This window comes from Psychrobacter sp. ER1, from assembly GCF_048631835.1.
Taxonomy (GTDB): Bacteria; Pseudomonadota; Gammaproteobacteria; order Pseudomonadales; family Moraxellaceae; genus Psychrobacter.
Genome location: NZ_CP184640.1, coordinates 2,116,501 through 2,142,162, shown reverse-complemented (window position 1 = coordinate 2,142,162; position 25,662 = coordinate 2,116,501). Strand labels below are relative to the sequence as shown.

Below are 25,662 nucleotides of genomic sequence, written 5' to 3'. Positions count from 1 at the left end.
ATATCTATAGGGCTATTAAAACGCATTGACCATAGATGTATGCTAGCGGCGGCTGACAAAAAACACGATTATGTAATGTTTGGTTAAAACTCCCGACTCTGTTTAAGGGTATTGTAACGCAATCCTAATTAAATATCATCAGAACTATGCGCCAAAATACAAACTCTTTGGTATAAATGTTAGCGAGCAACTTATTATTGCTGTGCTACTGCTCTATTTTATACACAATTTTGTCACTATTCTAGATGCTCATTTTGATTGAATAGGGGAAGCGCTCGCTAGACATAAGCGTAGGCTTGCAAAGAAGTTTTGTAACAATAACATTGCTGAGCCGATAAATAGGTTTTACTTCTTATCAAGTCGCCCTTTATAATGAGGCTGAACGTCATTAATGGCTATGTATGGCATAGGTCTATTGATAGCAATCATTTTAATAATTCTAATAGTTAGGCCAATAGTGCCTCAAGGGATGTTGGTCTGACAGAATATCAATTAAGGATAATATAATATGGCAGTTTTTTTGACAGATGAATGGTTTGAGCAAGTAGAAAAAATGGGCAACGAAGCAGGTGAGTTAAACTTACCGCCAGTACTTGCCAATATGGTCGTCAACTTAAAAGTGGCTGAAGCTGATAAAACTATCGAAGCCAATTTTGCAAATGGTTTGCTGCATCGCGGCTTAAATGATAATGCAACGACGACGCTGCTATTAGATCGCGATATCCTACAGTCTATCATCACTGATTTTGATACCAATCAAATCATGGGTGCGTTTATGAGTGGTAAAATCCGTGTCGAAGGTGATATGTCACAGTTGATGGCCGTACAGACTGCTCGTCCAAGCGCAGAGCAAAAAGAGCTATACACTCGCATCAAATCGATGACGACGATGGCTTAATCGTATATTTATACGAATTTTACGTTACGTTTTTGGTTTGTAAGAATCCATAAGACACAAAAAAGCCCCTAATTCATATTAGGGGCTTTTTTATTGCGCAATCAAATAGGCATAAAAAATCTTTCAAAAAGACTAGCTAGCTTTTGATTGGTTCTCTTTGTATATTGCTGCTTGCAGCCATACGTTTGCTTGGACGTAGTCATGTACTTTGATACTATTAGTCTCAGCAGTGTTGAGCGCACCGATACGCACTACAAACGGATCTGCATCCTGCTCACGTAGCGTCACCACGTCAAACAATATGATAGATTTACCATTAAATACGGTTTCTTGCTTGCCAAGCACTTGACCCTGACACCAAGCCTCATCTTCTTGTCCTAGCGTATCGCCAAACAAGTAAGCGCACATATGGCCCAAGTTAATCTCGACAGGTGCCATTTGTTCTTTGGTTTCAGGTTTCCATTCGCTGATTTGCTCTTGTAGGTCATCAGGGATTTTTCCGTCATTTGCCGCCACGATATCGTTAAAGGCACGATGATAACGGATAGACTCTTGGTCTTCGACCATGATGACTTCGTTTTGCTCGCTTAGCTTAATTTCGTGCGCCCAAGCACTAAAGTTCACATAGTAAGAGGTGTCGCGCTGATATAGATGGCGATTGGTCGTATAGAGTTGATCAAACGCATAAATAATGCTGCCATCAGCAGTACGTAAGCGCAACACGGCATCATGCGAGTTGTCATTGGCGATGACACGCTCAATTTTACAGTTCAATCCATAAGGACTATCGACACAAGGATAAGCATTGATAAAGCATTCTGGCTTACCATCCTTCATCGCGAGCACTTGATTAATATGGCATGGCTGATCTTCTGATAGAAGCAGGCAGCTGTCTTTTGCACTGACATTGTTGTTCAGGCCTTTAGGCATCGCAGCGACTTCGATCATTTTTTGTAGCCATTCAGGCACATCATGACTCATATCATCGGTCAGAATACGCCAGTGATCGGCGTGACCTGCAGACTGCTCATCGGTCAACGTGATCTTGGTAGGAGATTGAATGTTTTTGTATTGATAATTTATGGTCATGAAAATACTCAAAATTAAGTCAGCGTGAGGTTTGTGTCTAATACTGTGTTTGCTTGTGTACCATCCAACATTTTAAATGATTGGTTTATGATGGTCAGCAGCCTAGCCAGTAAAAGATCAGAAACCTCAATGAGGGGTTAATGACAATTGTCTTTAGCATATAATATATAGGTATTGGTACAGCTAATAGCAAGCCCCCTATAAAAAATAATAACAAAACCCAGTTTTTTGGTAAAAAATACTCTCAGTTGTTGCTAATGACTGGCACATATCAGCTAGTTTGTGTCAAACTAGCTCCCTTTGACAGCTATTATTGGCTCGTCTGACACCCTGTTTTTGTGTTTGATTTATATGTGAGTAGTAGCAACTGTATGATGCATTTACTACTGCTCGTTATGCAACCTATATAAAGTCGCACGTAGATAAGATAAAGAGTTTGAATATGTTTCGTCCTTTAGCGTTATTTATCGGCTTACGATATACCCGAGCAGAACGTAGTAATGGCTTTATCTCCTTTATATCACTCATATCGATGATTGGTCTGACGCTTGGGGTTGCCGTATTGATTACGGTGCTATCAGTGATGAACGGCTTTGACCGTGAACTGAAAACCCGTATTTTGGGAATGGTACCGCAGGCTACTGTGGTCTCATCAGAAATTATTGGCGACTGGGAACAGCTCGCTGATCAGATCAAAGAAGACCCAGAAGTGGCAGCTGTGGCACCATTCATTCAACTGCAAGGGATGCTGACATCAAATGGTCAGGTCGCAGGTATCATGGTGACAGGCGTCGAGCCTGAATACGAGAAAAACGTCTCCATCATCAATGAGCACATGATTGAAGGTAGTATTGATACCCTGAAAAGTGGTGATTTCAGTATCGTGTTGGGCGAGGAGATGGTGCAGTCCTTGGGTCTGCAAATAGGGGATAAAGTAACGCTGGTATTGCCAGAGGCGTCACCATCACCAGCAGGTGTGATACCGCGATTTAAGCGATTTACTCTGACAGGTATCTTTACGATCAGCCCAGAAGTAGACAGTCTCATGGCGTTTATCCCGATGGGAGATGCGGCAAAGTTACTGCGTCTGCCAGAAGGCGCACAGGGCGTACGTATGAAGCTTAACGATATCTTTACTGCGCCGATAGCTGCGGAAAAAGCGGCTGCTATCGCACCTGAAAAGCTGTATCCAAATGATTGGACACAGACGCATGGCAATCTGTTTGGGGCAATTCAAATGGAAAAAGCCATGGTCGGCCTATTACTATTTTTGATTATCTTAGTTGCTGCTTTTAATATTGTCTCAAGTCTAGTCATGCTAGTGACCGATAAAAAAGCAGATATCGCAATCTTAAAAACCTTTGGTGCGTCTCCTCGTTTGATTACGCAAGTCTTTATGGTACAAGGTGTGGTTATCGGCGTCATCGGTACTATCGCTGGTACGATACTGGGTGTGATATTTGCGCTTACGGTCAGCGATATTTTAGGCTTTATTAATCAAGCCTTTGGTCTGAACCTGTTTGATGCGTATTTTGTCAATTACTTGCCATCGCAGTTGCGTTTGTTAGATGTGGTATTAATCACAGGTGCATCGTTTGTACTGAGCTTTTTGGCAACGATTTATCCAGCGCGCCGAGCGGCTAAGATTCAGCCTGCTCAAACGCTACGCTATGAGTAATCGCAAACGCCTAACTGTTAAAATAAATAAATAAATAAAATAAAGGAAGCGCTATGTCTGCCATTTTAGAGGCGACCAATATCAATAAGATATATGATGAAGGCGCGGTCAGTACACAAGTATTGACTGGTCTTGATCTGACTGTTCATGCGGGTGAGCGCATCGCTATCGTTGGAACCAGTGGTTCAGGTAAAAGTACGTTGCTACATTTGCTTGGCGGTCTAGATACGCCAACCAGTGGTGAGGTTTGGTTGCATGGTCAGCTATTAAATAGCATGAATGAAACTGAGCGTGGAGCTATGCGCAACAAGCATTTGGGCTTTATTTATCAGTTTCACCACCTATTGGCAGAATTTACAGCAATCGAAAACGTAGCTATGCCATTGCTGATGCGTCCAGAAGTATCAACGAATGATGCTCGTAAGCAAGCGGTTGAGATTCTAGAAAATGTCGGTCTTGAGCATCGTTTGATGCATAGACCAGGTGAGCTATCAGGTGGCGAGCGTCAACGTGTAGCGATTGCACGCGCGCTAGTGACTAAGCCATCGCTTATTTTGGCAGATGAGCCAACAGGTAACTTGGACTATGATAATGCCCAGAGCGTCTTTGGCCTGTTATCAGAGCTACAAAGCACTATGCAAACGGCGCTACTTATGGTGACGCATGATCGCAATTTAGCCGCGCTTGCTGACCGTCAGTTGTTGCTACGCAATGGGCATTGGGAACAGTATTAATAGTTTTGTGTATTAGGTCGAAAAACTGACTGAAACGCATCTATTGGCGTCTGTCATGAATATGGTGGCTGTCATATTGAAGAGTTATTGTTGTATTATTAAGAAAATATATCATAGAAACTAGCGATTAACCGGTTGTGAGCCAGCCGCCTTATCTATTTTATAAGGATGCGTAAAATGCGTGAAGATGATAATCCAATTGCGGCTTTTGGCAGTGCGGAAGAGGGTGATGAGCCGTTAAAGCCTTACATCGATCCAACTTTGTTTGAAACGCTCGATAGACAGGCGCAAACCGAGCTACTGACTCCTGTGTTTGATGCCATCACTTTGGCTGGGGTTGATTATGACCTAAAAGTCCAAGACAGCGCGACAGGTAAGCGTTATACGCTTTGCAAAAATGATGAAGTCATTGAGATCGTACCGATGGATAGCAATTTCACTGACAAAGTTTTGAATGCTATAGAGAACAGTAAAGAAGAATAAGCTTTTCTAGCTTAGTTTAGCTAGGGCGTAAGCGTTATAGCCAGATAACAAAGATAAATTGCCTTATAACTTGTCAGATTCGTCAGAAGGTTTTTGCTGACGTTTCTGCCAGCTCGCTACGGTCTTATAACGCCAAATGGCCTTAAATGCCAAACCGCAAATAAGACTGGTGACCACGGCTAAAATCGTTAGCCCGATACAAAATGCAGCAAGCGATACTGTACCGCGATAAGTAATAAAAGGATTAGCCCCGTTTGATAATGCCCATAAGCTAAAATCAGCAATCATTCTACCAATGAATCGCAAGCTAATCACAGGTGCATCAATGATCTTTGCACCGATATAGTATCCAGCATAGAAGATTGGCAAGCTAGTGACTGGGTTGGTAATCCATGTCAAACCAAGCGCCATAGGAACATTGGCACGAAAAATAAGCGAGCCAATGAGCGCCAGTAACATCTGTCCTGGCAGCGGAAAAAATGCACTCAGTACACCGATATAGACAGCCTTATTTAGGCTATGTCGATTGAAATGCCATAACCTTGGATCAGCCAAGTGCGGTGCAAACAGCTTTAAAGTGCGACTTTCTAAGATTTTCTCTGGTGTAGGAAGTAGGTCTTTTAGACGTTTTTGGGGCACAGGATCGCCTTTAATCATTAACTACAGTCTACTCAATGATATTGAGAAGCTGGTATAAATTAATATATGGTGAGTAGGATAAAGGTTAGAACACACAGAATGGTGGTGTCAGATAGTTACCACCTAATACGTTGCCTCAGTATAGGGTAATATAAATATAAATGCTATTGCATCGCGTGCCATTTGCTATAGTAAGTAACCATATTTGGCCGAATAATATTTAAGTCATCAAGCAAGGAGTGCTGGTGTACTGGTTGATTGGTAGCCTCATAATTATAGTTATGATGGGCGTATTGGCAGTCGCAGATAATGTGATAATGCCAACCGACTTATCTTTGCTAGATATGATTGATCCGTCCAATCTGTTTTTGGCGCTGATTGTATTTGCTATATTTCTGTTGGCTTCTGCTCAATTCAACATACCCTCGATAGACAGCCACAGCGCTGATAATAATACCTTTAACAACGCATCTCTGTATACTAAACTTCCTTTCCGTATTATTAGATATTTAGTCTTAGCTTTGTTAGCGACTGCGTTAGTGATAGGCAGCGCATTGCAAGCTTTGGTTACTCATCAACAAGCAGAAACCACTGAAATAACTGCACCGATACGAGTACAAGCACTCGTGCGTATCGAAGGGTTGAGCGACAGTGTTTATGATGCCACTACAGAGAGCGGTTATCGCCAAGTAGCGGTGATAACGAATATCGCTCCATTAGTCGCTGAGCTAACGCCGACAGAATTAGCAACTAAAACATCCGACTACTTAGATGTAAATAAAAATAGCCTAAGCACTAATCACGAAATTAATCCCAATGAAGTTAGTCTCAAAGTTAGCGAACACCGAGTCCTACTTAACGCCTATCCAAAAAGTCTGCAAATGATAGCCAGTTTGCAGCCTTAAACGATTTGCAGCCTGGTGATGAGATATTCATGAGCCTAGCACTGGCACCGTTGGCTACTTCTGAGCAAGCAGTCAATAACCCTACTGGTTTTGACAGTTATCGCTGGTTGCGAGGTCGGCATATTGATGGCGTTGCAAGTATTTTGGCCGTTAGTCCTACATTGGTAAACAGTAACGAAATTAGCAATGAAATCAGCGCTGAAAAATATTCGAAGCAGACGCTAGACTCTGATTCATATCTTCAGCGTTTTCGCACTCGTATTGATCAAGGGCGTTGGCGATTACGACAGCATTTCTATCAAGACTGGTCAACGCAAACGACAGTAGAGCAACAAGCAAAAGCCGTGACATTAAGTCTGCTCACGGGTGATCGTAGCTTGATTAATCGTGATACTAAGGATTTATATCAACTGGCGGGTATCTCACATCTGCTCGCTATTTCAGGTACGCACGTACTGTTTTTAGCTATTGTGCTAGCAGGTATAGCCGTACTGCTGTTTGATCGTAATTATTCGGCGATTTACCGTCGTATTCCGCGCTGGCAAGTGCGCTGGTGGGTAATGATCGGTGCCGCTTTTATTTATGCGCTATTTACTGGTTTTGACGTGCCTGCTGCCCGTACGGCTTGGATGTTATTAGCGATTGGATTCGTTAGACTAACATTACTTCCTATCAGTACGATGCGCGTGCTATTGGCATTGGCTGTATTGATGGCTTGGCGTGACCCTTACGTATTATGGCAGGCGGGATACTGGCTATCTTTTATCGCAGTGGCGTTATTACTCAAGTATGATGATACGTCGTATGAGCACCAAACTACTGCTACAACGAATTTATACAATGATAAGCCGCGTACTCATATCAATAGCGCGCTATCTAACCGTGTTTGGCAAATGGCCAAGCGTGTGTTTAAACTACAGTTTTGGCTGTTTCTTACTCTATTACCCGTTACGTTGCTTTTATTTGGTAAGGCATCGTTATGGGGGCTTTTTATTAATTTATTTGCTATTGGACTATTTGGTTGGGTGATTGTACCGCTCAATTTATTAGCCGGGTTGTGTTATCTTTTGGTGCCGAGTATTGCTGATATTCTTTGGGTAATTATTAGTACGATAGTTGGTCATCTACACGATTTAATGAGTTGGCTGACGTCATTGCCAGTGCTATCGGATGCGTGGCTCTATACACCAGTTAATATCGCGATACTATCGATGGCTTTGCTAAGCGCATTGCCTTGGCTGTTACCACGAGGTTTACTCAGTCGTTGGTTGATGTTGCCACCATTAACGTTACTGATGATGACGGTGTATGCCAATCAGCAGTCACTGGTAACTGTACCGACCCTATATATTTTGCCAACGGGTGATTCGTATATAACGGCGGCATTGCTGCAATATCCTACCGTCAATGAAAACAGTACCAATTGGTTGTTCTTAGCTGATCATAGATCAGCCTCTACACGAACGATGCCAAGCAGCCTGACAGCAGACAAATTATCTGAAAATTTAAAGCAGCAATTGGGCAGTTTATCTGTCGATAAGTTAGAGAGCATTGTCATACAGAATAGCAGTGTTAGCCTGACTGATACGTTAATTCCTGACGATAAGAATATTGCTAATACCAAAAATTCTGAACTACTACCGATGACCGTTGCTCAATTAAATGGCCGCTTAGCCATTAGCCAATATTGGCAAGCAGGGCGCTCTGATCGTTGGTCTGCATTTCAGCAAGCTTACAAAACAGTTAAGCAGTCTGAAGATACGCCCACTATCAGTGCCCAACGTTGTGAGCAAGGCAAAATATGGCAGTCGGCCAACGATGAATTGTCAGTACAGGCCATCACTGGTTGGACTAAGATAGGTGATACCAGCGTTTGGGATTGTACGATTGCTCTTGATACTAACTTGCCTATACGCGTTCTAAGATACAATGCGGCAGACCCACTTAACTCGTTACCTGTCAATTCACCTGTTAGCCCTCAAGTACAAGTAGCATCTAACCAGTTAACTAGCAAACAGTCAGCGTCTTTCCAGTCACGTCTGATTTTAAATGCTGACACTCATCAACGCGTTTGGCAAATGTGGTCATTACTATGTTCAGTTGAATCGAATAATGATGACATGCTATTCAAAAAATACAAGGTGGCTTGGTCATAGTGCCTCGCAAATTACAGGCGATATCATAAGTCGTCAGAGAGTTGATGAAGTTATAACCTATGATAATAAGCCGTTAGACGCGGCATTATCGCTAAACAACTAAATCGCTAAGCAATATTGATAGTATTCCCAATGCCGAAACTACTAACCCTCAAAAATAAGGCTTATATTATCAGCGTTACAATATAGTGATATTTCACAGTTATACTATTGAACCATTATCGAAATACCACCATACTTAGCAGCCTATTAATACAGGTCACTGACTATTAACATAGGTCGCAGATATGGTGAGACAGTATCAGGTATACATCACCGCTTTAGCTGTATTTCTCGACAACCTCATTTTATTGTTTTAGATTGTTTCTAACTTAGGAAGTTATATGCCCAACTGGCCACCAGACCCTAACAAACGTCCTGATAACTCGGCAAATCAGCCAACGCAACTGCAGCAACCAAGCCCGCCAAGTGGACAAGAATGGAAGGTGCTGGAAAACACGTTATTAGCGAGTGTGGTTGAGCAGCGCCGCGCTCGTCGTTGGAGTATCTTTTTTAAACTACTGACCTTTGGTTATATCTTATTGATATTTTTGACCCTTGGTCGTGGTTGCAGCAGTGCGCCAACAGGTATGGACGCAGTCGATACTAGCGATCCACATTTAGCAGTGGTCGAGCTGCAAGGCGTCATCAGTAATGACGATGTAGCGAATGCATATGATGTCAATGAAGCATTGAGAGACGCTTTTGCAAACAGTAACTCAAAAGCAGTGGCCTTAGATATCAACTCACCTGGCGGTTCGCCAGTACAGTCTGATGAGATTTGGCAGACCATGATGGACTTACGCCAAGAGTACCCAGACAAAAAGCTATATGCGGTGATTGGTGATATCGGTGCGTCAGGTGCTTATTATATTGCGTCTGCTGCAGATGAGATTTATGTCAATCCATCAAGTTTGGTCGGCTCTATCGGTGTCATTATGCCAAGCTATAACGTCAAAGGTTTGATGGACAAAGTTGGCGTAGAAGATCGTACGATTACGGCTGGTGAGTATAAAGATATCTTAAGCTTATCTCGTCCGTTGACTGACTATGAAGAAAATCATGTCGAAAAAGTACTAGCAAATACGCACAAGCATTTCATCAACGCTGTCAAAGAAGGTCGCGGTGACCGTCTGAAGAATCCTGAGCAAAACAAACTGTTCTCAGGGCTATTCTGGACAGGTGAGCAGTCTATTGAGCTAGGTTTGGCAGACAAAACAGGTAGTATCACAAGTTTAAGTAAGCAACTAGATCTAGATACGATCATTAGCTATAGCCCAACTGATCCGTTCCAAATGTTTATGGATCGTTTTGCAGTAAAGTTAGGTGCTGGTATCGGCTCTAGCGTTAGTCTCGACGTATTGCCACAAGAAAGCAACACTGGGCAGATGCGTTAAGCGTTTTATGTTTTAAATATAATGTGTATGATTGTTAAGGCTGAGCATATAATTGTGCTCAGCCTTAATTGTATGCAATACCAAATAAAAACCTTGGCCCAAGTGATAGCCTGATTAAATTAGCTATACAACTATAACCATCGAACACAGTCGTCAAATTTGCCATATAAACATAGTTAGTTTTGAAGGGATTAGTTTTGATGCTGTTGGTTTTGATAATGGTACAAGGTTCAATCATTAAAATAATATATAACATAAACGATCCTATGAGAGTCTGTCATGAGTGATGAAATAAATTCGCAGTCCTTTGCTAAATTACCTGTCTCTAAAATAACCAATAAACCTGTGCTGCATTTTGCTCATGCTAATGGAATGCCAAGCGCGGTATATGAGCCATTTTTTGAAGGTTTATCAGAATTTTTTACGATTGAGTATATTGCGATGTTGGGCGATACGCCTGATTATCCAGTGGATGATCATTGGCGTAGTCTGACGCAGCAAATCATTGATAGCGTAAACAGTGCCTGCGAAAAGCATGGCGTTGCACAGGTAGTAGGAGTAGGGCATTCGCTTGGGGCTATGTGTACGTTGCAGGCCACGTATCGTCAGCCTGATTTGTTTGCACAAGCGGTGCTTATGGACCCGCCTTGGATTTATGGCAAAGTCAGCTTGTTGTGGCATTTAGCAAAGACCGCTGACAGATTACCGCTTATGAATAATCGTCTGATGGACAAACTGTCACCAGCTGGCGTGTCCAAACATCGCCGTGATGTGTGGGATAGCCGAGATGAAGCATATGAGAAAATGCGACATAAAGGGTTTTTTAAGAATTTTGATGAGCGTAGCTTTCAAGGATATATCGATCACGGCTTGCATGAGCGCGCGGATGGCAAAGTAACATTGGCTATTCCTAAAGCCAGCGAAGTCGCTGTGTTCCGTACCAATCCATCTTGGTATTGGCTGGCACCGAATCGTGGCCCCAAAGTACCTGTGACTTTAATCATTGGTCAAGACAGTATCTTTTTGAAACGTCGCTTTCCGCAGCAGATAAAATCGCGCTTAGGCATTCCTTATGAGACTCACGAAGGGGGCCATATGTTCCCACTTGAGTATCCAGAGTCTGTCTCAATGCAGGTGCTAGGATTGATTAAGCAGCAATTGTCAAAATAAACGCAACATACCATCAGTCATGTTTGTAATGGATATGAGCTGCCAGAGTATTTTAAGTGATACCTTTATGCCAAAGAACCTAACTGCGCCATCTAGTACGACTGCCTCACCTAAGTCTCTGCCGCTATTTTCGCGTGTGGGTACATTCGTGCTAACAGTAGGAATGGTGCTTGCATTTTTTATCAGTCAGTTGGTAGGTGTTTATATCGCTGGCAAGCTGGTATTACCTGCTGATGAAAGGACATCGATAGGGCGTATATTCTATTTTGGTAGTAATGATGGAACGGTTGTGAGCCTGTCTATACTTATCGGCTGTGTATTGCTAGTGGCAATTAGCATGCTTATCATTCGTTTAAAAGGTGGCAGTCTGCGTCAATATTTAGCACTAAAACCGTTCTCACTGTCGGTGGGTATAGGCATGCTTGGGTTGCTACTGATATTTATGATTGCCAGTCAGGCGCTGACGTATGTACTGATATGACGCCGTTGGTGTTTGTTGATCCACTCTATCAGTCTGTCATTTCGGTTTGGCTGTTGGTGTTTGCCATGGTGGTCGTCGCACCAATTTATGAAGAAGTTATCTTTCGCGGTATATTGTGGTCAGCCATCGCAGAACAGTTCACGGCACCATCCTATTCAGCGAATCATGGGGCGATTGTCGCCAGTATTGTGACAAGTTTGATATTCGCTGTGATCCATGTGCAGTATGGTATCTATGAAATCAGTACCATCGTAGTGTTGGCATTGATATTTTGCTATGCACGGATTAAGTCAGGCTTCGCTACTACTGCCAATCGTACTGCACATTGTCAATAATGGTGCAGCGATGTGGCAGTATATTGTGCAAGCGGCGTAGATAAAATGCTGACCACAACGATGGCTGGCATGTAAATTCTATCGAGCCAGTTAGATATCAAAATTTGGCTACGTGTTAGAATTATGCATCAGGATTTAACGATAGCACTTCATCGGCCGCTCGCTTAATATCATCAATCGTAAGCTGAGGTTTGCCGCTCAATGCTTGACGCCACTTACGCGCGCCCATCAGACCTTGGAAAAGTCCCAAATAATGCCGTGTCATCGTTGGCAGCGCTTCGCCTTTTGCGAGTTGTTCTTCGAGATAGGGATAAAGCTGCGCTAAAATCTCCGAGCGCTTAGGTATTGTCTCAGGAGTTGCCTCATTCCATAAGCTATTGGCCTCTGCTAATAGATACGGATTGTGATAAAACGCCCGACCAATCATCACGCCATCGATATGCTGCAAATGCATCTTGATGTCTTCAATCGTATCGATACCACCATTGATCTCGATATCTAGCTCAGGAAAGTCTTGCTTCAAGCGGTAGACATCATCGTAACGTAGCGGTGGTATCTCGCGATTTTGCTTAGGGCTGAGCCCTTGTAGCCACGCGGTACGTGCATGAACGATAAAACGCGTACAGCCAGCAGCCGCAACGGTCTGCACAAAGTCCACCATAAACTCATAACTATCAAAGTCATCGATGCCAATACGATGCTTGACCGTCACTGGAATATCGACTGCAGCTTGCATATGCTTGACCAAGTCAGCGACGGTCTGAGGTTCTGCCATCAGACAGGCACCTATCTTATTGTGCTGTACGCGATCTGAGGGGCAGCCAACATTGATATTGACCTCGTCATAGCCATACTGCTGAGCGAACTCTGCGCATTGCGTCATCTCATCGATGTCTGCACCGCCGAGCTGCAATACAAGAGGGTGCTCAAGCGTATCGAAGCGCAAGTGGCGTGCTCGATTGCCATGTATCAATGCGCCAGTACTGATCATCTCGGTATATAGATAGGTATGTGGATTAAATAGTCGTGCAAAATAACGATAATCTGTCGTAGTCCAGTCGATCATTGGCGCAACTGAGAGGCGTTTGTTGGTCATATCAACCATGGTCATCAAGCCTTAATATTTGTGTCTTAAATAAATGGATAAGGTGCAATGGATGAGACATACCATTGCACCTTATTTGCAAGAGTTTCCAGAGCTTCAAGCGTCATGCGAAACAGTGATTGACCAATTACTTATAAAATAACATGGTCAATTTTTTTAAATTCAGGCAAATTATAAAAATACAGCCCCATGATAATACCGATAAAGCCAATAAAGGCAATGTATAGTGCTGGTGAAAAGCTTACTAAAGTTGTGGCATAACCAAGACCAAAAGGTATCAGTACACCAACGATACCGTAGGTCACATTATAACAAAAAGAGATACCTGTGAGACGCACGTTGGTTGGAAACAATTGCACCAAGATAGCAGGAACCATACCGACAATACCAGCACAGAATCCCAAAAGCGCGTACATAATTAAAATGTAATCGCCACCTGCTTGTAGATGATAAAAGAAGGCTAGTATTTGAGCAATGAGGAGTATCGAACCAATTACTAGAACCTTACCAAAATTCTCATGATTAGAAATTATCCCATAGAATATACAGCCAAAAATCATAAATACGATGCCCAAGCTATGGGAGAATCCAAACAAATCGCTGTCTAACGTAAAGTTTATCTCTATCAAGTCTGGCAATAGTAGAACAACCACAGAGGTAATGCTAGAAATCACTAACGTCAGCACCATGCCGACAAACACAGAGTGTTTGCAGTGTTTAAAGAGTATGGTAAGCGGCTTGCCTGAGTTTTTGCCGGTATTTAATTTTGTAAGTGCCAGAAAAAAGGGTGTTTCTCCGATGAATCGCCAAAATAAGAGCGGTAAGAAACTAAGAGCCGCCGCTACTAAAAATGGTAAACGCCAACCATAATCAGTTAGCTCAGTCGTCGTCATAAAGCTAGATAACCACATAAAAAAGGCATTTGAAAACAGCACACCTACAAAGAAGCTAGCAGTCGCATAGCTACAGGCAACTGACAGATACTGTCTGGGCACATGCTCTGCTACAAATACCCAAGATAGCGGTACATAAAGACCAAACGCCATACCCTGTATGATTCTTAACAATATAAATAAGGCAGGCGCAGCAGCCCCCATTGTGCATAAGTTGGCAAAAATGCCATTGCTAAGAGACTGCATGCGGTGACTATGATACTTAGCAATAAAACGGGCTTTCTACCTTTTATATCACCATAACGACCGATGAGAACACCTCCGATTGGACGTGCTAAATAACCGATAACAAAAAGCCCCATTCCTTGCAGTTTAGCAACTCTAGGGTCAGCATTAGCAGGAAAAATCGCCGCTGAAACAATATCTGAGATATACAAGTAAATCAAAAAATCAAAAAAGATTACAGCGCTGATAAAGCTTACGAATATGACTGTATTTTTGTCTTTTTAGACATCAGGGCGTATTGAGAACGAGTCGGCATAATAGATCACGCATCCACGGAGTAAAGTGGTCATTAAGACGATCATCGTTTAGATAATCGGCCATGATAAAAACCGGCAAATCAAAGTATATAAACAATGATTCGCCGGAACAGTAATTTTGTGTATTGTAATAAGAACTTTGATTACAGGATTTGGCTTTTAACAAAAGCAAAACTGCACATCCTGCAATTTTAGGGACTATTTAGAAAAGAGTTTACATATTACAGTAGCCAGTCAATGGGTAACCAAGACATAATAGTAAGCCAGATATGATCACTCAGATCGACCCGTGGCTCTGAGTCATAAACGACTTCTTTGCCATCTTCCATGGTGTGCCACTCCAAGCTACCGTTGTCTAGCAGCTTAACTTCATAAGCTTGATTTAGTAAATCGTCACTCAGCGCCCCGTGCAGCTGCCTTGCTAGTTCATCATCATTAATGATTACACCCATTTCGGTATTTATATTGGCAGAGCGTGGGTCAACGTTGTATGAACCGATAAAGACTTGATAGTCATCTACTGCAAACGTTTTTGCATGTAGGCTGGTTGATGACTGACTGCGTGCACGCCAGAGTTTATTGTCACGTTTTTCTTCAGCTGCCGTTGATTTTAGCTCGTATATTTTTACGCCTGACCGCAGTAGGCTAGGGCGCCATTGACTATAACCAGAATGAACAGCGGTCACGTCGGTTGCATCAAATGAGTTGGTTAATATTTTGATATCAACGCCAGATTCGGCGAGCTTCACCAAAGTATCGACCCCATCTTTGGTCGGGACAAAATAAGACGAGATGATTGTCAGTTTTTTGGTTGGGCTACCGAGTAACGTACGCAGTTGATGCACCAAGTTGGTCTCAGATGAGACGCTTTTGGACAGCTTGCCAACATCGTCACTCAAAAACTGCATGTCTGTCCAACGAAACGGCACGCGTTTGTTGATCAGATCAGTGTCTATCGTCGAGTCTTTGATGGCGGCTTTATAAACCGTCAAGCTACTGCCTTCGTTATTTTCCTCATCTATACCCAGCTTGTCTAATGCCTTCAAAAAATCAGGCGTGACGTCATCGTCGAACTTGGCTAAAGTTTCGATGTCAAACGACAGCGGCGATGACCAGTAACTGGCAAAGCTATTATCAATGTCTGCGACGACTTTACCAATCAGTAAAACATCCAAATCCGCAAACTGGCTGCTTTGATCGTTACTCAGGTACTCATTACCGATATTACGTCCGCCGATAATGGTAATCTGTTTATCAAACGTCATGCTTTTATTGTGCATACGGCGATTGATACGCGGCAAACCTGTGACGTAGTTCAATGTTGAAAATTTACGATGCATTAATGGGTTGATGATACGCACCGCGATATTAGGGTGGCTTGCAAAACGTAATAGGTGCTGATCAAACTTTGCACTGTTATTAAAATCATCCAACAACAAACGCACGATCACACCGCGCTCAGCCGCTTCCCACAAGTCTTTTAATAGCAGTTGGCCAGCCTGATCATTATGCCAAATATAATACTGCGCATCGATATTGCGCGTGGCCATACCTGTTAACATACTACGGGCGGCAAACGCATTTGCCCCAGTGACGATCGGATGATAGCCTGACAAATCAGGATGAATTTCATTCTGCGCACTAACAGCGGCCACTAGATCAGTATTGTTGGTTGTCGTCGCTGTATTTTGCTCAATCTTTGGGCTGTCTTCTTGTTGGTATAAAGCATTGACTCGCGCTGATAGCGCTTGGCTCTCAGGTAGATGTGGCTGTTTGGGTAGGCTCTGGCAAGCGCTCAGACCTAAAGTCAGCCCAAGTGTCAGACTCAACGATAAGCTGCTTGGTTCTATACTGAACATCGACATAACGAATTTACCTTGATGAGCCTAAATATACTGATAAATAAAATGCATGGATAAGTAATTTGCTGAAATTGTTCATCTATTTTTAAGGATGATAGCATCGATTGGACGGTCTATAAAAATATAACCAACGCCAAAATTCAAATCGTCGCTAAGCTTAGCAGCTGTTAGCATATCTGCCTATTATAAATACGTTATTTTTGTTAGGTTTGACGATGGATGTGGTCTGTTTTTAAGGCAGTTCAACCTGTCTGATACTCCTTATCCTGAATCGTTTGAGTCTGCAGTAGGCACAAATAATATGGAGAGGTATCTGAAAGCAGATGTTTGAAATAAGTCAGCATGTTATGATGGTACTGGTGTATCCACTCGATAATCAAAAAATAAGCAGTCCTTTTATATCAACCAAAACACAGCAACGGAACGTCTATGAGTCAGTCGCAAACAAAAGATGAGAGTCACAAACAAACGCATTTAAACGATGGATTAGATCCAAACTGGCGCAATGATGCCTTAGATTTAGGGCTTGATTATGGTATGCAAACCATCGCCGTGCGCGCAGGTCAGCATCGTACCGATGAGGGCGAGCATTCAGAACCGATCTTTACCACCAGCTCGTATGTCTACCAATCAGCCGCTGATGCTGCGGCACATTTTGACGGTACAAAGACAGGAAACGTTTACTCTCGTCATACCAACCCAAGCGTCCGTACTTTTGAGCGTCGTCTCGCCGCGCTAGAAAACGGTGAGCGTGCGGTTGCAACGGCCTCTGGTATGGGTGCAATCCTGACCATGTGCTTGGCATATCTAAAAGCGGGCGACCATCTGCTCGCTGCCAATCAGTTATTTGGCTCGTCTATCGGTCTGTTTAACAACTATATGGCCAAGTTTGGTGTTGAAGTTAGCTATGTTGATTGCTTTGACAATGATGCATGGGCCAATGCAGTTCAACCAAATACCAAGGTGATCTATTGTGAAAGCCCAAGTAATCCATTAGCGCAGATTTGCGATATCGGTTATCTGAGTCAGCTATGTAAAGCCAATGATATATTACTCGTCGTTGACAACTGCTTTGCAACGCCAGCATTGCAGCGCCCGTTAGACTTGGGTGCGGATGTGGTCATTCACTCTGCGACCAAATATTTGGATGGTCAGGGTCGCGTATTAGGCGGTGCGTTGGTTGGTAGTGACAAACTCATGCAAGAAGCGTTTACCGTAGTGCGCTCAGGCGGTATCAGCATGAGTCCGTTTAATGCTTGGGTATTTACTAAGGGGCTTGAAACGCTAAAACTCCGAATGCAAGCGCATTGTAACAATGCCAATCAAGTCGCAGAATTTTTGGTCAATCATCCCAATGTCAGTACGGTGCATTTCTCAGGCCTAAGTGACCATCCTGCACACGAGCTGGCCACACGTCAGCATCATATGCAGGACGGTTACGGTGCTATCATGGGCTTTGAAGTCAAGGCATCTGACAGTCGTAATACGAAAGAAGCGGCTTGGCATGTGATTGACTCGACTCAAATGGTCTCTATCACCAATAACTTGGGCGATGCTAAAACCACGATTACCCATCCTGCGACCACCACACATTTCCGTCTCACCCCTGAGGCGCGTGCTGAAGCTGGCGTTAAAGACGGTCTGATTCGTCTATCAGTCGGTTTGGAAGATGTCGAAGATATTATCAAAGATTTGGCGCGTGGTTTAGACAGTTTGTAAAGATAGCGGTATAATGCCGTCAGTATTTTATTTTAAACTTTAAATGATCCCATTTATTATTATAAGACAAAGAGGCAGCTATGAACATTCAAGCATTGATGCAACAAGCACAAACGATGCAAAAGAAAGTAGAAGCAAACGTTGAAAATGCTAAGAAAGAGCTTGCGAACAAAGAAGTGCAAGCAGAAGCGGGCAGTGGTCTGGTTAAAGTCACCATGACTGGTCGCCATGTGGTCAAGCGTTTGACCATCGATCCAAGTCTGCTAGAAGATGAGCCAGATATGATCGAAGATCTTATCGCTGCTGCTATCAATGATGCGGTGCGTCAAGCGGATGAGCTATATGAAGAAACTATGGCTGGCGCGACCTCAGGTATGGGTCTACCACCAGGTATGCAAGGTATGTTCTAAGCATTAAATACTTTAGACTGAACACAAAAATGGGGTTGTTATCGACACGATACGACCCCATTTTTATAGCTACGATTTATAAATTTAGTTAAATAAAGTCAACTAAAGGAAGCTACTTTGCTTACAGCCAAATTTGATCAGCTGGTCAAACAGCTGCGTATATTGCCAGGCGTGGGTCAAAAAAGTGCCCAACGAATGGCACTACATTTGCTTAGTAAAAACGTCCGCAAGGCATGGCGCTTGCCCAAGCACTAGATAAAGCCATGCGCGATATCGTTGAATGTCAGCGCTGTCATAGCTTTAGTGATGAAGCGGTGTGTCCTCTATGCCAAGACCCTAGACGTGATGATGGGTTGCTGTGTGTGGTCGAGACAGCAGCAGATGTGATGGCAATCGAGCAAACGGCAGGGTATCGTGGTCGCTATTTTGTGCTTGGCGGACACTTATCCCCAATTGATGGAATCAGTGCAGATGACTTAAATATTGATCAGCTGGTATGGCGAGTCAAACAAGAGCCTGTTGAAGAGATTATACTGGCGACAGGTACGACGGTTGAAGGTCAGACCACCGCACATTTTATTAGTGAAGCTGTCAGTCGTCATGTCAATAAAGTGACGCGCTTAGCACAAGGCGTCCCGATGGGCGGCGAGCTTGAGTATTTGGATAGTATGACGCTTGGTCAAGCCATGCAAAATCGTTCCTTTTTATAATGTTTTGATTGCTTTAAAGTCTTACCCAATTCATTTCTTGGAATTGCTATAATTACTTTATTATCGTTTATATTTTAATTTTATCAAGGCGCGGTTTAGCGTTTTATTTTCTCCTATTAATGTAGGTATCTGCCCGTGTCCAATACCGTTTCAAACGCCTCAGCTCAATCAAATGCTTCTGATATCAATGATGGCTCATTACAAGAAGCCGCTAATACTGAGCCAATGTCAGCAGCCACTTCATCTGAGTCAGTGTCTAATACTCCAGATGCTGAGGTGCTAGATATTGATGCACTATTGGATATTGCTGATGACGTTGCTATTACATGGGTACGTAAGCAAGGCGATTTAGATGAGGTTATTGATGCCTTAGCGACTTGCGGACGCGTGGCCTTAGATACTGAGTTTATCAAGCGTGACACCTATTACCCGCGTTTGGCACTGGTGCAATTAAATACTGGCAATCATGTTTATCTACTGGATGCACCGCAGCTACAACTGGCTGAGCTGTGGGAAGCGCTACGCAAAGTAGATGTGGCTATCTGGCACGCTTGCGGCGAAGATTTGGGCATTTTTTATCTGTTGTCTGGCTGCCCACCATTGACCAATATCTTTGATACGCAAATAGCGTTGTCTTATCTAACGGGTCAATTGCAAATGGGGTATCAGCAGGCATTGGCTGATCAGCTAGATATGCATATCGATAAAGAACACAGTCAGTCTGATTGGCTCCAGCGCCCGTTGACAGATGAACAAGAGCAGTATGCCATCGATGATGTGCGTTATTTGCCAGCGCTATATCTCAGTATCGAGCATGCGCTTAAGGCTCAAGGTTTATATGATTATGTTTGGGCTGACTGTCAGCTTTATGCCAGTGATTTGTATGACACGCAGCACGTCGAAGATGAAGCGATGTATCTAACGATGGCAGATTACCGCTATAACTCGCAGCAAATGGCGATACTCAAAGGGGTGGCTACATGGCGAGAAGAGCTGGCACGTGCGACCAATCAACCGCGTACCTTTGTGATAAAAAACAAGCAGTACGAGAGATTGTCACTGAAAAGCCAAACAGCATGCGAGAGCTGGCACACAAAACAACCATGCACCGTAGTATGCTGCGACTATATGGCGAAGAGCTGCTGAAAGTAATCAGAGATGCCAAGAGTCTACCGCCTACAGAGCATCCAGACTGTCTAGTGCCACCATATCGCTCAAAAAATAAAGTATTATCAAAAGCAGTGCAGCAAGCGATTGATGAGCATGCGCGTGAGATTGGTATACCTGCTAGCGTATTGATGCGTAAAAAATGGCTAGGGCAGTTGTATGAAGTGGTTGCTCTTGATAAAGACGTGAGCGAACTGCCGCAAGGGCTAAAAGGTTGGCGTAACGACTGGGTTGTTAAAACCTTAATTCCAGTCATCAAAAAGCATAAAACCGAACTGCAGCAAGGCATGGGTATTCGTGTCCAATAAGGAATCGTTCGATAATATGGCGTTTAATAATGCGCCGTTCAATAAGGAAGCGTTCGATAAGACTGCAAACTGACACTCAAGTATTCATAGAGCTCTTATTCATACAGTCCTTAGCGTTTAAATCGTCCATGCTCTAAAAAGTATCGAGTCTGCTCGGCGACCTCTGGGTTCACTAGCATGCCAGTGTGTGAGACTGGCATGATGATATGATCAGTTGCAGCCTCTATCTTCGTCTCTTCTATATATACTGTCCCGTCATGTGCAAGTTGCTCGTTAAGGGGTGGCTTGTCAGATTTGCGCAGTTTGCGATTATGATATTGCAAAAACATCTGACCTAGACCGTAAGGACGGTTGCCAGCGATGACGCCTAACGTCACGTGTTTGGGTAAGGGCGCGACTGTGCCGTCGAGGGCGTCGACATATGAGCGACCTACGACAGCAGGAGTCAATCGCCAGATATAATCTGCACAAACACTGCCTATATGCGGTGTTCCTAGCGTCACGCAACGTCCAATTTTCCATTTTGGATACTGAGCGACAAAGTCACGAATGATCAAACCACCTAAACTATGCCCGACCAAATCTATAGGATGACCTGGGTGATGGTTTGTTTCTAGCCAGCTATTTAGGCGCGCGCTATTGGTTTTGATACCATCACGCATACTACGGTAGCCATACTGATGGGTATCAAATCCTGCTATTTGCAGGCGTTTGGCTAATGGTCGCATGATCCATGGGGTTTGGTGTAGCCCGTGAATTAGAATGACGCGAGTTTTTTGTTTAGGTGCTTTATGTTGCATAGCAGTGTCCAAATGATTGCTTCAGAAATTTAAGATAAATAGCTTATTATCAATATAAGCTTTTATTGCATTGAGTTCTTATCGTTTATTTTATTGATAATATTACCTGCTCACGTAATAGATAAAAAGTCAGCAAAATAAAAACCTCCAAGTCAGTAGCTGACTTGGAGGTTTTTTACTACAGAGAATAACTATCAAAAATGATAATTACATATAGTTTTCAATACTTGGGCAAGAGCACATTAAGTTTTTGTCACCATAAGCATCATCGACACGAGCGACACTTGGCCAGAACTTGTTTGCACGGATGTATGGCAGTGGGAATGCAGCAGTCTCACGGCTGTAAGGATGCGTCCACTCTTCACTAGTAATCATAGCAGCCGTATGCGGTGCATTGACCAATGGGTTGTCTTCTAGCGTCCAGTTATCTTCACCAGCTTTGGCTTTCATCGCTTCAGCTTTGATAGACTTTAGCGCACTGATAAAGCGATCCAACTCTTCTTTTGACTCAGACTCTGTTGGCTCAATCATAAGCGTACCAGCGACTGGGAAGCTCATCGTTGGCGAATGGAAACCATAATCCATCAAGCGCTTAGCGATATCGCTTTCCGTGATGCCAGTTTCTTCTTTTAACGGACGAATATCGATGATACATTCGTGAGCCACACGGCCGTTTTTGCCAGCATATAGGACAGGGTAGTGACCTTTTAATTCGGCTGCCACATAGTTTGCGTTCAACAATGCCAATTCAGTGGCTTTTAATAGACCATCACGGCCCATCATAGCAATATACATCCATGAGATAGGTAAGATGCTCGCTGAACCATAAGGTGCTGCTGATACTGCTGAGCAGTCCTTTTGTGCATTGTGTACAGGGCTCAAGGTATGATTGGCCATAAACGTTGCCAAATGCGCTTTCATACCGATAGGGCCCATGCCTGGACCGCCGCCACCATGCGGAATACAGAAGGTTTTGTGCAGGTTCATATGTAGTACATCAGCACCAACGTCTGCAGGCTGCATCATGCCTACCTGAGCATTCATGTTCGCGCCGTCCATATAGACCTGACCACCATGCTTGTGGGTCAAATCACAGATATGACGGATGCCTTCTTCGAATACACCGTGCGTCGATGGATAAGTGATCATTAGAGCACCTAGGCGGTCGCTATATTCTTCACATTTGGCCGTTAGATCATCGATATCAACGTTGCCATTTTCATCAGTTTTGACCACGACCACTTGCATACCCATCATCATGGCAGTAGCAGGGTTGGTACCGTGCGCCGACATAGGAATCAAGCAAACATCGCGATTGGTTTCGCCCAATGACTCATGATAACGGCGAATCGCTAACAGACCAGCATATTCACCAGAGGCGCCAGAGTTTGGCTGCATAGAGACATCATCAAAACCAGTAATGGCTTTTAATTGATCTTGCAAGCTATCGATCATCGCGATATAGCCAGTAACTTGATCACGTGGTGCAAAAGGATGCACGTTGGCAAACTCAGGCCAAGTAATCGGTAGCATCTCACTGGTGGCGTTTAGCTTCATGGTACAGCTACCCAGTGAAATCATGCTGCGGTTCATCGCTAGATCTTTGTCTTCAAGCGACTTTAGGTAGCGTAGCATTTCGTGCTCGGTATGATGCGAGTTGAATACTGGATGAGTCAAAATGTCATCCGTACGCAAGTGTGCGCTATCTAGAGAGACGCGAGCGGTTTCAGGTAGATCGTGTGACTTGTTGACGAATAGCTGAGTCAACGTGTTGAAATCTTGCTGATCGCTGGTTTCACTAAAGGCAACGCTTAATTTGGTGTCGCTTAGACGCCATAAGTTATAGCCAACGTTATCTGCATTTTTGAAAATTTGAGTAGCCAATTTCTCTGAACCACAATCAACCACGACTGTATCGAAGAATTGATCATGTACCACGCTCAAGCTGCTGTCGTTAGATTCTGTGATAGCATCAGCAAACGCAGTGGCAAACGCATGAATACGAGTGGCAATACGCTTCACACCGCCTGGACCATGATACACCGCATACATACCAGCGAGGTTGGCTAGCAATACTTGTGAGGTACAGATGTTTGAGTTGGCTTTTTCGCGGCGGATATGCTGCTCACGCGTTTGTAGAGCCATACGTAATGCAGTATTGCCTTGTGCGTCTTTTGATACGCCAATGATACGACCAGGCGCTGAACGCTTGGCTTTATCAGAAAACGCAAAATAAGCGGCATGCGGACCACCAAAGCCCATTGGTATACCAAAGCGCTGCGTACTACCTAGCGCTACGTCAGCACCCATATCGGCTGGTGATTTCAATAACACCAAGCTCATGATGTCACTGACAACACTGACGTAAGTTTTGTTTTCTTTTACGGCCGCGATGACGTCTGTTAAGTCTTTAACGTCACCTTCAGCACCGACATACTGGAATAGCGCACCAAAATAATCGCCTGATTTAGCCGTTTCAAAATCACCAACGACCACTTCCCAACCAAAGTATTTAGCACGAGTATTGATAACATCTAGCGTTTGCGGATAGACACGCTCGTCGACGAAATACTGCGTTGATTTGCTTTTGCTCACACGCTTTGACATCGCCATCGCTTCTGCCGCTGCTGTTGCTTCATCAAGCAATGACGCACCAGCCAGCTCAAGACCTGTTAGATCAATACATACTTGTTGGAAGTTCAGCAATGCTTCTAGACGACCTTGAGCGATTTCAGCTTGATAAGGGGTATAGGCGGTGTACCAGCCTGGATTTTCAAGGACGTTGCGCTGAATGACGGCAGGCATACGAACCGGAGAGTAGCCTTGACCGATATAGCTTTTGTTAACAGTGATGTCATCTGCCATCGTGCGTAGTTTGGCAAGTGCCGCATGCTCACTCATCGCCACTGGCAAATCCAGCTCTTTGTGCAGACGTACTGGCTCAGGGACAGTGTCATTGATAAAGCTTTGCATATCTTTATAACCAACAGCGCTGAGTAGGTCAGCTTGCTTGGTTTCGTTCGAACCTAAGTGGCGATAGACAAATTCAGCTTCGTTGAACAATCCTTGAAAGGTATCAAACGATGGGTTTTGAGAGATAGTCATGACAATCCTTGGTTAAGGGAGTAATAAACAAAATAGCAATTAAGGGAATAATGTGAGCGGTACGTTATACGTAATGCACAAACTGTTTTTGATCAAAGCGGAACTGGGTGTTGTAAACGCCACTGTCAGCGCGCTCGCCTGCGCCAAGCATCATAACGATATGATGGTCGTCGCTAAGATTGAGCAACGCTTTCATGGCAGGCTCATCAAAGCCGCCCATAGGACAGCTATCAAAACCATGAGCGCGTAATGCTAGCATCAGGTTTTCGGCGGCAAGCGCGGTGTTATTGGTTGCCCAGTTTTTGGTGTCTTCAAAGGTATAATAAGGCGATTTTATTGGGCCTTTTACGCGTCTGACCACTTGCGTTGCGCCCCATTTTGCAGCCGAAACCACGTTGGCTGGGCCGCGCAAAAAGTCCATTGTGACGACTTTGTTGTAGTAGTCTTTCACTTTCTTTGGCACTGGCTGATCAGGATATTCGCGCAATACTTGCTTAGCGTGATCGTGCCAAACATCAGTACGAGCAACGATGGCAATCAAACGGGCTGATGTTTTTGCGGCGTTTTGATTCATACAGTTTTTGACGGCGCGTTTGCGATTGTCAGCATCATCGATAACATAAAATTCCCACGGCTGTAGGTTGCTAGAGTTTGGTGCTAGCATGGCCAAACGCAGACAGTCTGCCAATACGTCGTCAGGGATAGGTGTGTCAGTAAAACGGCGCACGGAACGGCGTGACTCTACGATATCGCGAAACGCTTGTAGCTGCGGCGTATGGTTTGGTGTGGCAATGGGGTCTTTATTATCGGTGTTGGCATTCATATTAGGATCCATGCTGAGAATTGGGTTATCAGTTTGCGTCGTTATTGATAGCACGTATTCATTGGGATTCGAATAGGTGATCAATACGAGTCAATGAGATAACGCTTGAGAGCAATAACATCGGACGATAATGATTGTTGGAGATCTACATATAAAGCTGCTTTCAAATAATAAGCATGGTCAATGAGCCAATACTTTTAATGAGAAAGGTTGT

Annotated in this window: 21 protein-coding genes and 2 pseudogenes; 14 read left to right on the top strand and 9 right to left on the bottom strand. The window is 43.7% G+C overall.

Features of this window, described 5'->3' with window-relative positions; genetic code table 11:
• Nucleotides 1–508 precede the first annotated feature (508 nt).
• Nucleotides 509–898, top strand: a complete 390-nt coding sequence (locus tag ACOBWA_RS09925) for an SCP2 sterol-binding domain-containing protein (RefSeq protein WP_057760797.1) — start codon at nt 509–511, stop codon at nt 896–898.
• 132 nt (nt 899–1,030) lie between these two features.
• On the opposite strand, the gene ACOBWA_RS09920 is transcribed toward ACOBWA_RS09925, so the two are convergent.
• Entirely contained in the window at nt 1,031–1,987 is a 957-nt protein-coding gene (locus tag ACOBWA_RS09920; protein WP_420229253.1) for a hypothetical protein, read from the bottom strand.
• Nucleotides 1,988–2,429: 442 nt separating this feature from the next.
• On the opposite strand from ACOBWA_RS09920, the gene ACOBWA_RS09915 reads away from it, so the two are divergent.
• The 3 genes from ACOBWA_RS09915 (at nt 2,430) to ACOBWA_RS09905 (ending at nt 4,882) form a co-directional block, all read left to right on the top strand.
• Nucleotides 2,430–3,665, top strand: coding sequence for a lipoprotein-releasing ABC transporter permease subunit (locus ACOBWA_RS09915; RefSeq protein WP_102092330.1), 1,236 nt, complete (start codon nt 2,430–2,432; stop codon nt 3,663–3,665).
• A 53-nt stretch (nt 3,666–3,718) separates the two neighbouring features.
• Complete coding sequence (gene lolD / locus ACOBWA_RS09910; RefSeq protein ID WP_160023683.1) at nt 3,719–4,399, top strand: lipoprotein-releasing ABC transporter ATP-binding protein LolD; 681 nt, start codon at nt 3,719–3,721, stop codon at nt 4,397–4,399.
• Between the two features lie 177 nt (nt 4,400–4,576).
• Nucleotides 4,577–4,882 (top strand): hypothetical protein, encoded by a 306-nt coding sequence (locus tag ACOBWA_RS09905; protein WP_057760791.1) that lies wholly within the window; start codon nt 4,577–4,579, stop codon nt 4,880–4,882.
• 63 nt (nt 4,883–4,945) lie between these two features.
• On the opposite strand, the gene ACOBWA_RS09900 is transcribed toward ACOBWA_RS09905, so the two are convergent.
• Nucleotides 4,946–5,521, bottom strand: coding sequence for a DUF2062 domain-containing protein (locus ACOBWA_RS09900; RefSeq protein ID WP_227522947.1), 576 nt, complete (start codon nt 5,519–5,521; stop codon nt 4,946–4,948).
• Between the two features lie 245 nt (nt 5,522–5,766).
• Between ACOBWA_RS09900 and ACOBWA_RS09895 the strand changes: the two genes are divergently transcribed.
• From ACOBWA_RS09895 to ACOBWA_RS09875, 5 genes and pseudogenes are all read left to right on the top strand, one after another.
• Nucleotides 5,767–6,426 (top strand): hypothetical protein, encoded by a 660-nt coding sequence (locus ACOBWA_RS09895; protein ID WP_420229252.1) that lies wholly within the window; start codon nt 5,767–5,769, stop codon nt 6,424–6,426.
• 29 nt (nt 6,427–6,455) lie between these two features.
• Entirely contained in the window at nt 6,456–8,582 is a 2,127-nt protein-coding gene (locus tag ACOBWA_RS09890; RefSeq protein ID WP_420229251.1) for a ComEC/Rec2 family competence protein, read from the top strand.
• A gap of 383 nt (nt 8,583–8,965) precedes the next feature.
• A complete protein-coding gene (sppA, locus tag ACOBWA_RS09885; RefSeq protein WP_201547820.1) occupies nt 8,966–10,018 on the top strand; it encodes a signal peptide peptidase SppA in 1,053 nt (350 codons plus the stop codon).
• Nucleotides 10,019–10,297: 279 nt separating this feature from the next.
• Nucleotides 10,298–11,188, top strand: coding sequence for an alpha/beta fold hydrolase (locus ACOBWA_RS09880; RefSeq protein ID WP_420229250.1), 891 nt, complete (start codon nt 10,298–10,300; stop codon nt 11,186–11,188).
• A 67-nt stretch (nt 11,189–11,255) separates the two neighbouring features.
• Nucleotides 11,256–12,044 (top strand): annotated as a pseudogene (locus ACOBWA_RS09875) (CPBP family intramembrane glutamic endopeptidase).
• 81 nt (nt 12,045–12,125) lie between these two features.
• Here ACOBWA_RS09875 and dusA read toward each other — a convergent pair.
• The 4 genes from dusA to ACOBWA_RS09855 all read right to left on the bottom strand — a co-directional run bounded on the left by dusA (nt 12,126) and on the right by ACOBWA_RS09855 (nt 16,409).
• The gene (gene dusA / locus ACOBWA_RS09870; RefSeq protein WP_420229249.1) at nt 12,126–13,109 is read right to left on the bottom strand and encodes a tRNA dihydrouridine(20/20a) synthase DusA; all 984 of its coding nucleotides are present in this window, start codon (nt 13,107–13,109) and stop codon (nt 12,126–12,128) included.
• 131 nt (nt 13,110–13,240) lie between these two features.
• Nucleotides 13,241–14,206 (bottom strand): MFS transporter, encoded by a 966-nt coding sequence (locus tag ACOBWA_RS09865; RefSeq protein ID WP_420230758.1) that lies wholly within the window; start codon nt 14,204–14,206, stop codon nt 13,241–13,243.
• On the bottom strand, nt 14,170–14,439 hold the full coding sequence (locus tag ACOBWA_RS09860) for a hypothetical protein (RefSeq protein ID WP_420230796.1): 270 nt from the start codon (nt 14,437–14,439) through the stop codon (nt 14,170–14,172). Before ACOBWA_RS09860 ends, ACOBWA_RS09865 begins: the two co-directional genes overlap by 37 nt.
• 326 nt (nt 14,440–14,765) lie before the next feature.
• Complete coding sequence (locus ACOBWA_RS09855; protein WP_420229248.1) at nt 14,766–16,409, bottom strand: phospholipase D family protein; 1,644 nt, start codon at nt 16,407–16,409, stop codon at nt 14,766–14,768.
• Between the two features lie 426 nt (nt 16,410–16,835).
• Here ACOBWA_RS09855 and ACOBWA_RS09850 point away from each other — a divergent pair, with 426 nt between their 5' ends.
• The 5 genes and pseudogenes from ACOBWA_RS09850 to ACOBWA_RS09830 all read left to right on the top strand — a co-directional run bounded on the left by ACOBWA_RS09850 (nt 16,836) and on the right by ACOBWA_RS09830 (nt 20,720).
• Nucleotides 16,836–18,125, top strand: a complete 1,290-nt coding sequence (locus tag ACOBWA_RS09850) for an O-succinylhomoserine sulfhydrylase (protein ID WP_420229247.1) — start codon at nt 16,836–16,838, stop codon at nt 18,123–18,125.
• An 80-nt stretch (nt 18,126–18,205) separates the two neighbouring features.
• Nucleotides 18,206–18,535, top strand: a complete 330-nt coding sequence (locus ACOBWA_RS09845; RefSeq protein ID WP_025651278.1) for a YbaB/EbfC family nucleoid-associated protein — start codon at nt 18,206–18,208, stop codon at nt 18,533–18,535.
• 117 nt (nt 18,536–18,652) lie between these two features.
• Nucleotides 18,653–19,245, top strand: a pseudogene (gene recR / locus ACOBWA_RS09840) (recombination mediator RecR).
• A gap of 135 nt (nt 19,246–19,380) precedes the next feature.
• Nucleotides 19,381–20,391 (top strand): ribonuclease D, encoded by a 1,011-nt coding sequence (locus tag ACOBWA_RS09835; protein ID WP_420229246.1) that lies wholly within the window; start codon nt 19,381–19,383, stop codon nt 20,389–20,391.
• Nucleotides 20,361–20,720, top strand: coding sequence for a hypothetical protein (locus ACOBWA_RS09830; protein WP_420229245.1), 360 nt, complete (start codon nt 20,361–20,363; stop codon nt 20,718–20,720). Before ACOBWA_RS09835 ends, ACOBWA_RS09830 begins: the two co-directional genes overlap by 31 nt.
• A gap of 110 nt (nt 20,721–20,830) precedes the next feature.
• Here the strand turns inward: ACOBWA_RS09830 and ACOBWA_RS09825 are convergent, their stop codons facing one another.
• From ACOBWA_RS09825 to ACOBWA_RS09815, 3 genes are all read right to left on the bottom strand, one after another.
• A complete protein-coding gene (locus tag ACOBWA_RS09825; protein WP_420229244.1) occupies nt 20,831–21,520 on the bottom strand; it encodes an esterase/lipase family protein in 690 nt (229 codons plus the stop codon).
• Between the two features lie 207 nt (nt 21,521–21,727).
• Entirely contained in the window at nt 21,728–24,625 is a 2,898-nt protein-coding gene (gene gcvP / locus ACOBWA_RS09820; RefSeq protein ID WP_290177637.1) for an aminomethyl-transferring glycine dehydrogenase, read from the bottom strand.
• 64 nt (nt 24,626–24,689) lie between these two features.
• A complete protein-coding gene (locus tag ACOBWA_RS09815) occupies nt 24,690–25,448 on the bottom strand; it encodes a nitroreductase family protein (RefSeq protein WP_102092319.1) in 759 nt (252 codons plus the stop codon).
• Nucleotides 25,449–25,662: the final 214 nt, after the last annotated feature.

Coding starts and splice junctions, on each gene's coding strand:
- gcvP (WP_290177637.1), bottom strand. CDS start 24,625: ATGACTATCTCTCAAAACCCATCGTTTGATACCTTTCAAGGATTGTTC.
- ACOBWA_RS09890 (WP_420229251.1), top strand. CDS start 6,456: ATGAGCCTAGCACTGGCACCGTTGGCTACTTCTGAGCAAGCAGTCAAT.
- ACOBWA_RS09920 (WP_420229253.1), bottom strand. CDS start 1,987: ATGACCATAAATTATCAATACAAAAACATTCAATCTCCTACCAAGATC.
- ACOBWA_RS09865 (WP_420230758.1), bottom strand. CDS start 14,206: ATGGGGGCTGCTGCGCCTGCCTTATTTATATTGTTAAGAATCATACAG.
- ACOBWA_RS09825 (WP_420229244.1), bottom strand. CDS start 21,520: ATGCAACATAAAGCACCTAAACAAAAAACTCGCGTCATTCTAATTCAC.
- ACOBWA_RS09845 (WP_025651278.1), top strand. CDS start 18,206: ATGAACATTCAAGCATTGATGCAACAAGCACAAACGATGCAAAAGAAA.
- ACOBWA_RS09855 (WP_420229248.1), bottom strand. CDS start 16,409: ATGTCGATGTTCAGTATAGAACCAAGCAGCTTATCGTTGAGTCTGACA.
- ACOBWA_RS09915 (WP_102092330.1), top strand. CDS start 2,430: ATGTTTCGTCCTTTAGCGTTATTTATCGGCTTACGATATACCCGAGCA.
- ACOBWA_RS09815 (WP_102092319.1), bottom strand. CDS start 25,448: ATGAATGCCAACACCGATAATAAAGACCCCATTGCCACACCAAACCAT.
- ACOBWA_RS09830 (WP_420229245.1), top strand. CDS start 20,361: ATGCTGCGACTATATGGCGAAGAGCTGCTGAAAGTAATCAGAGATGCC.
- ACOBWA_RS09850 (WP_420229247.1), top strand. CDS start 16,836: ATGAGTCAGTCGCAAACAAAAGATGAGAGTCACAAACAAACGCATTTA.
- ACOBWA_RS09880 (WP_420229250.1), top strand. CDS start 10,298: ATGAGTGATGAAATAAATTCGCAGTCCTTTGCTAAATTACCTGTCTCT.
- dusA (WP_420229249.1), bottom strand. CDS start 13,109: ATGGTTGATATGACCAACAAACGCCTCTCAGTTGCGCCAATGATCGAC.
- sppA (WP_201547820.1), top strand. CDS start 8,966: ATGCCCAACTGGCCACCAGACCCTAACAAACGTCCTGATAACTCGGCA.
- ACOBWA_RS09905 (WP_057760791.1), top strand. CDS start 4,577: ATGCGTGAAGATGATAATCCAATTGCGGCTTTTGGCAGTGCGGAAGAG.
- lolD (WP_160023683.1), top strand. CDS start 3,719: ATGTCTGCCATTTTAGAGGCGACCAATATCAATAAGATATATGATGAA.
- ACOBWA_RS09925 (WP_057760797.1), top strand. CDS start 509: ATGGCAGTTTTTTTGACAGATGAATGGTTTGAGCAAGTAGAAAAAATG.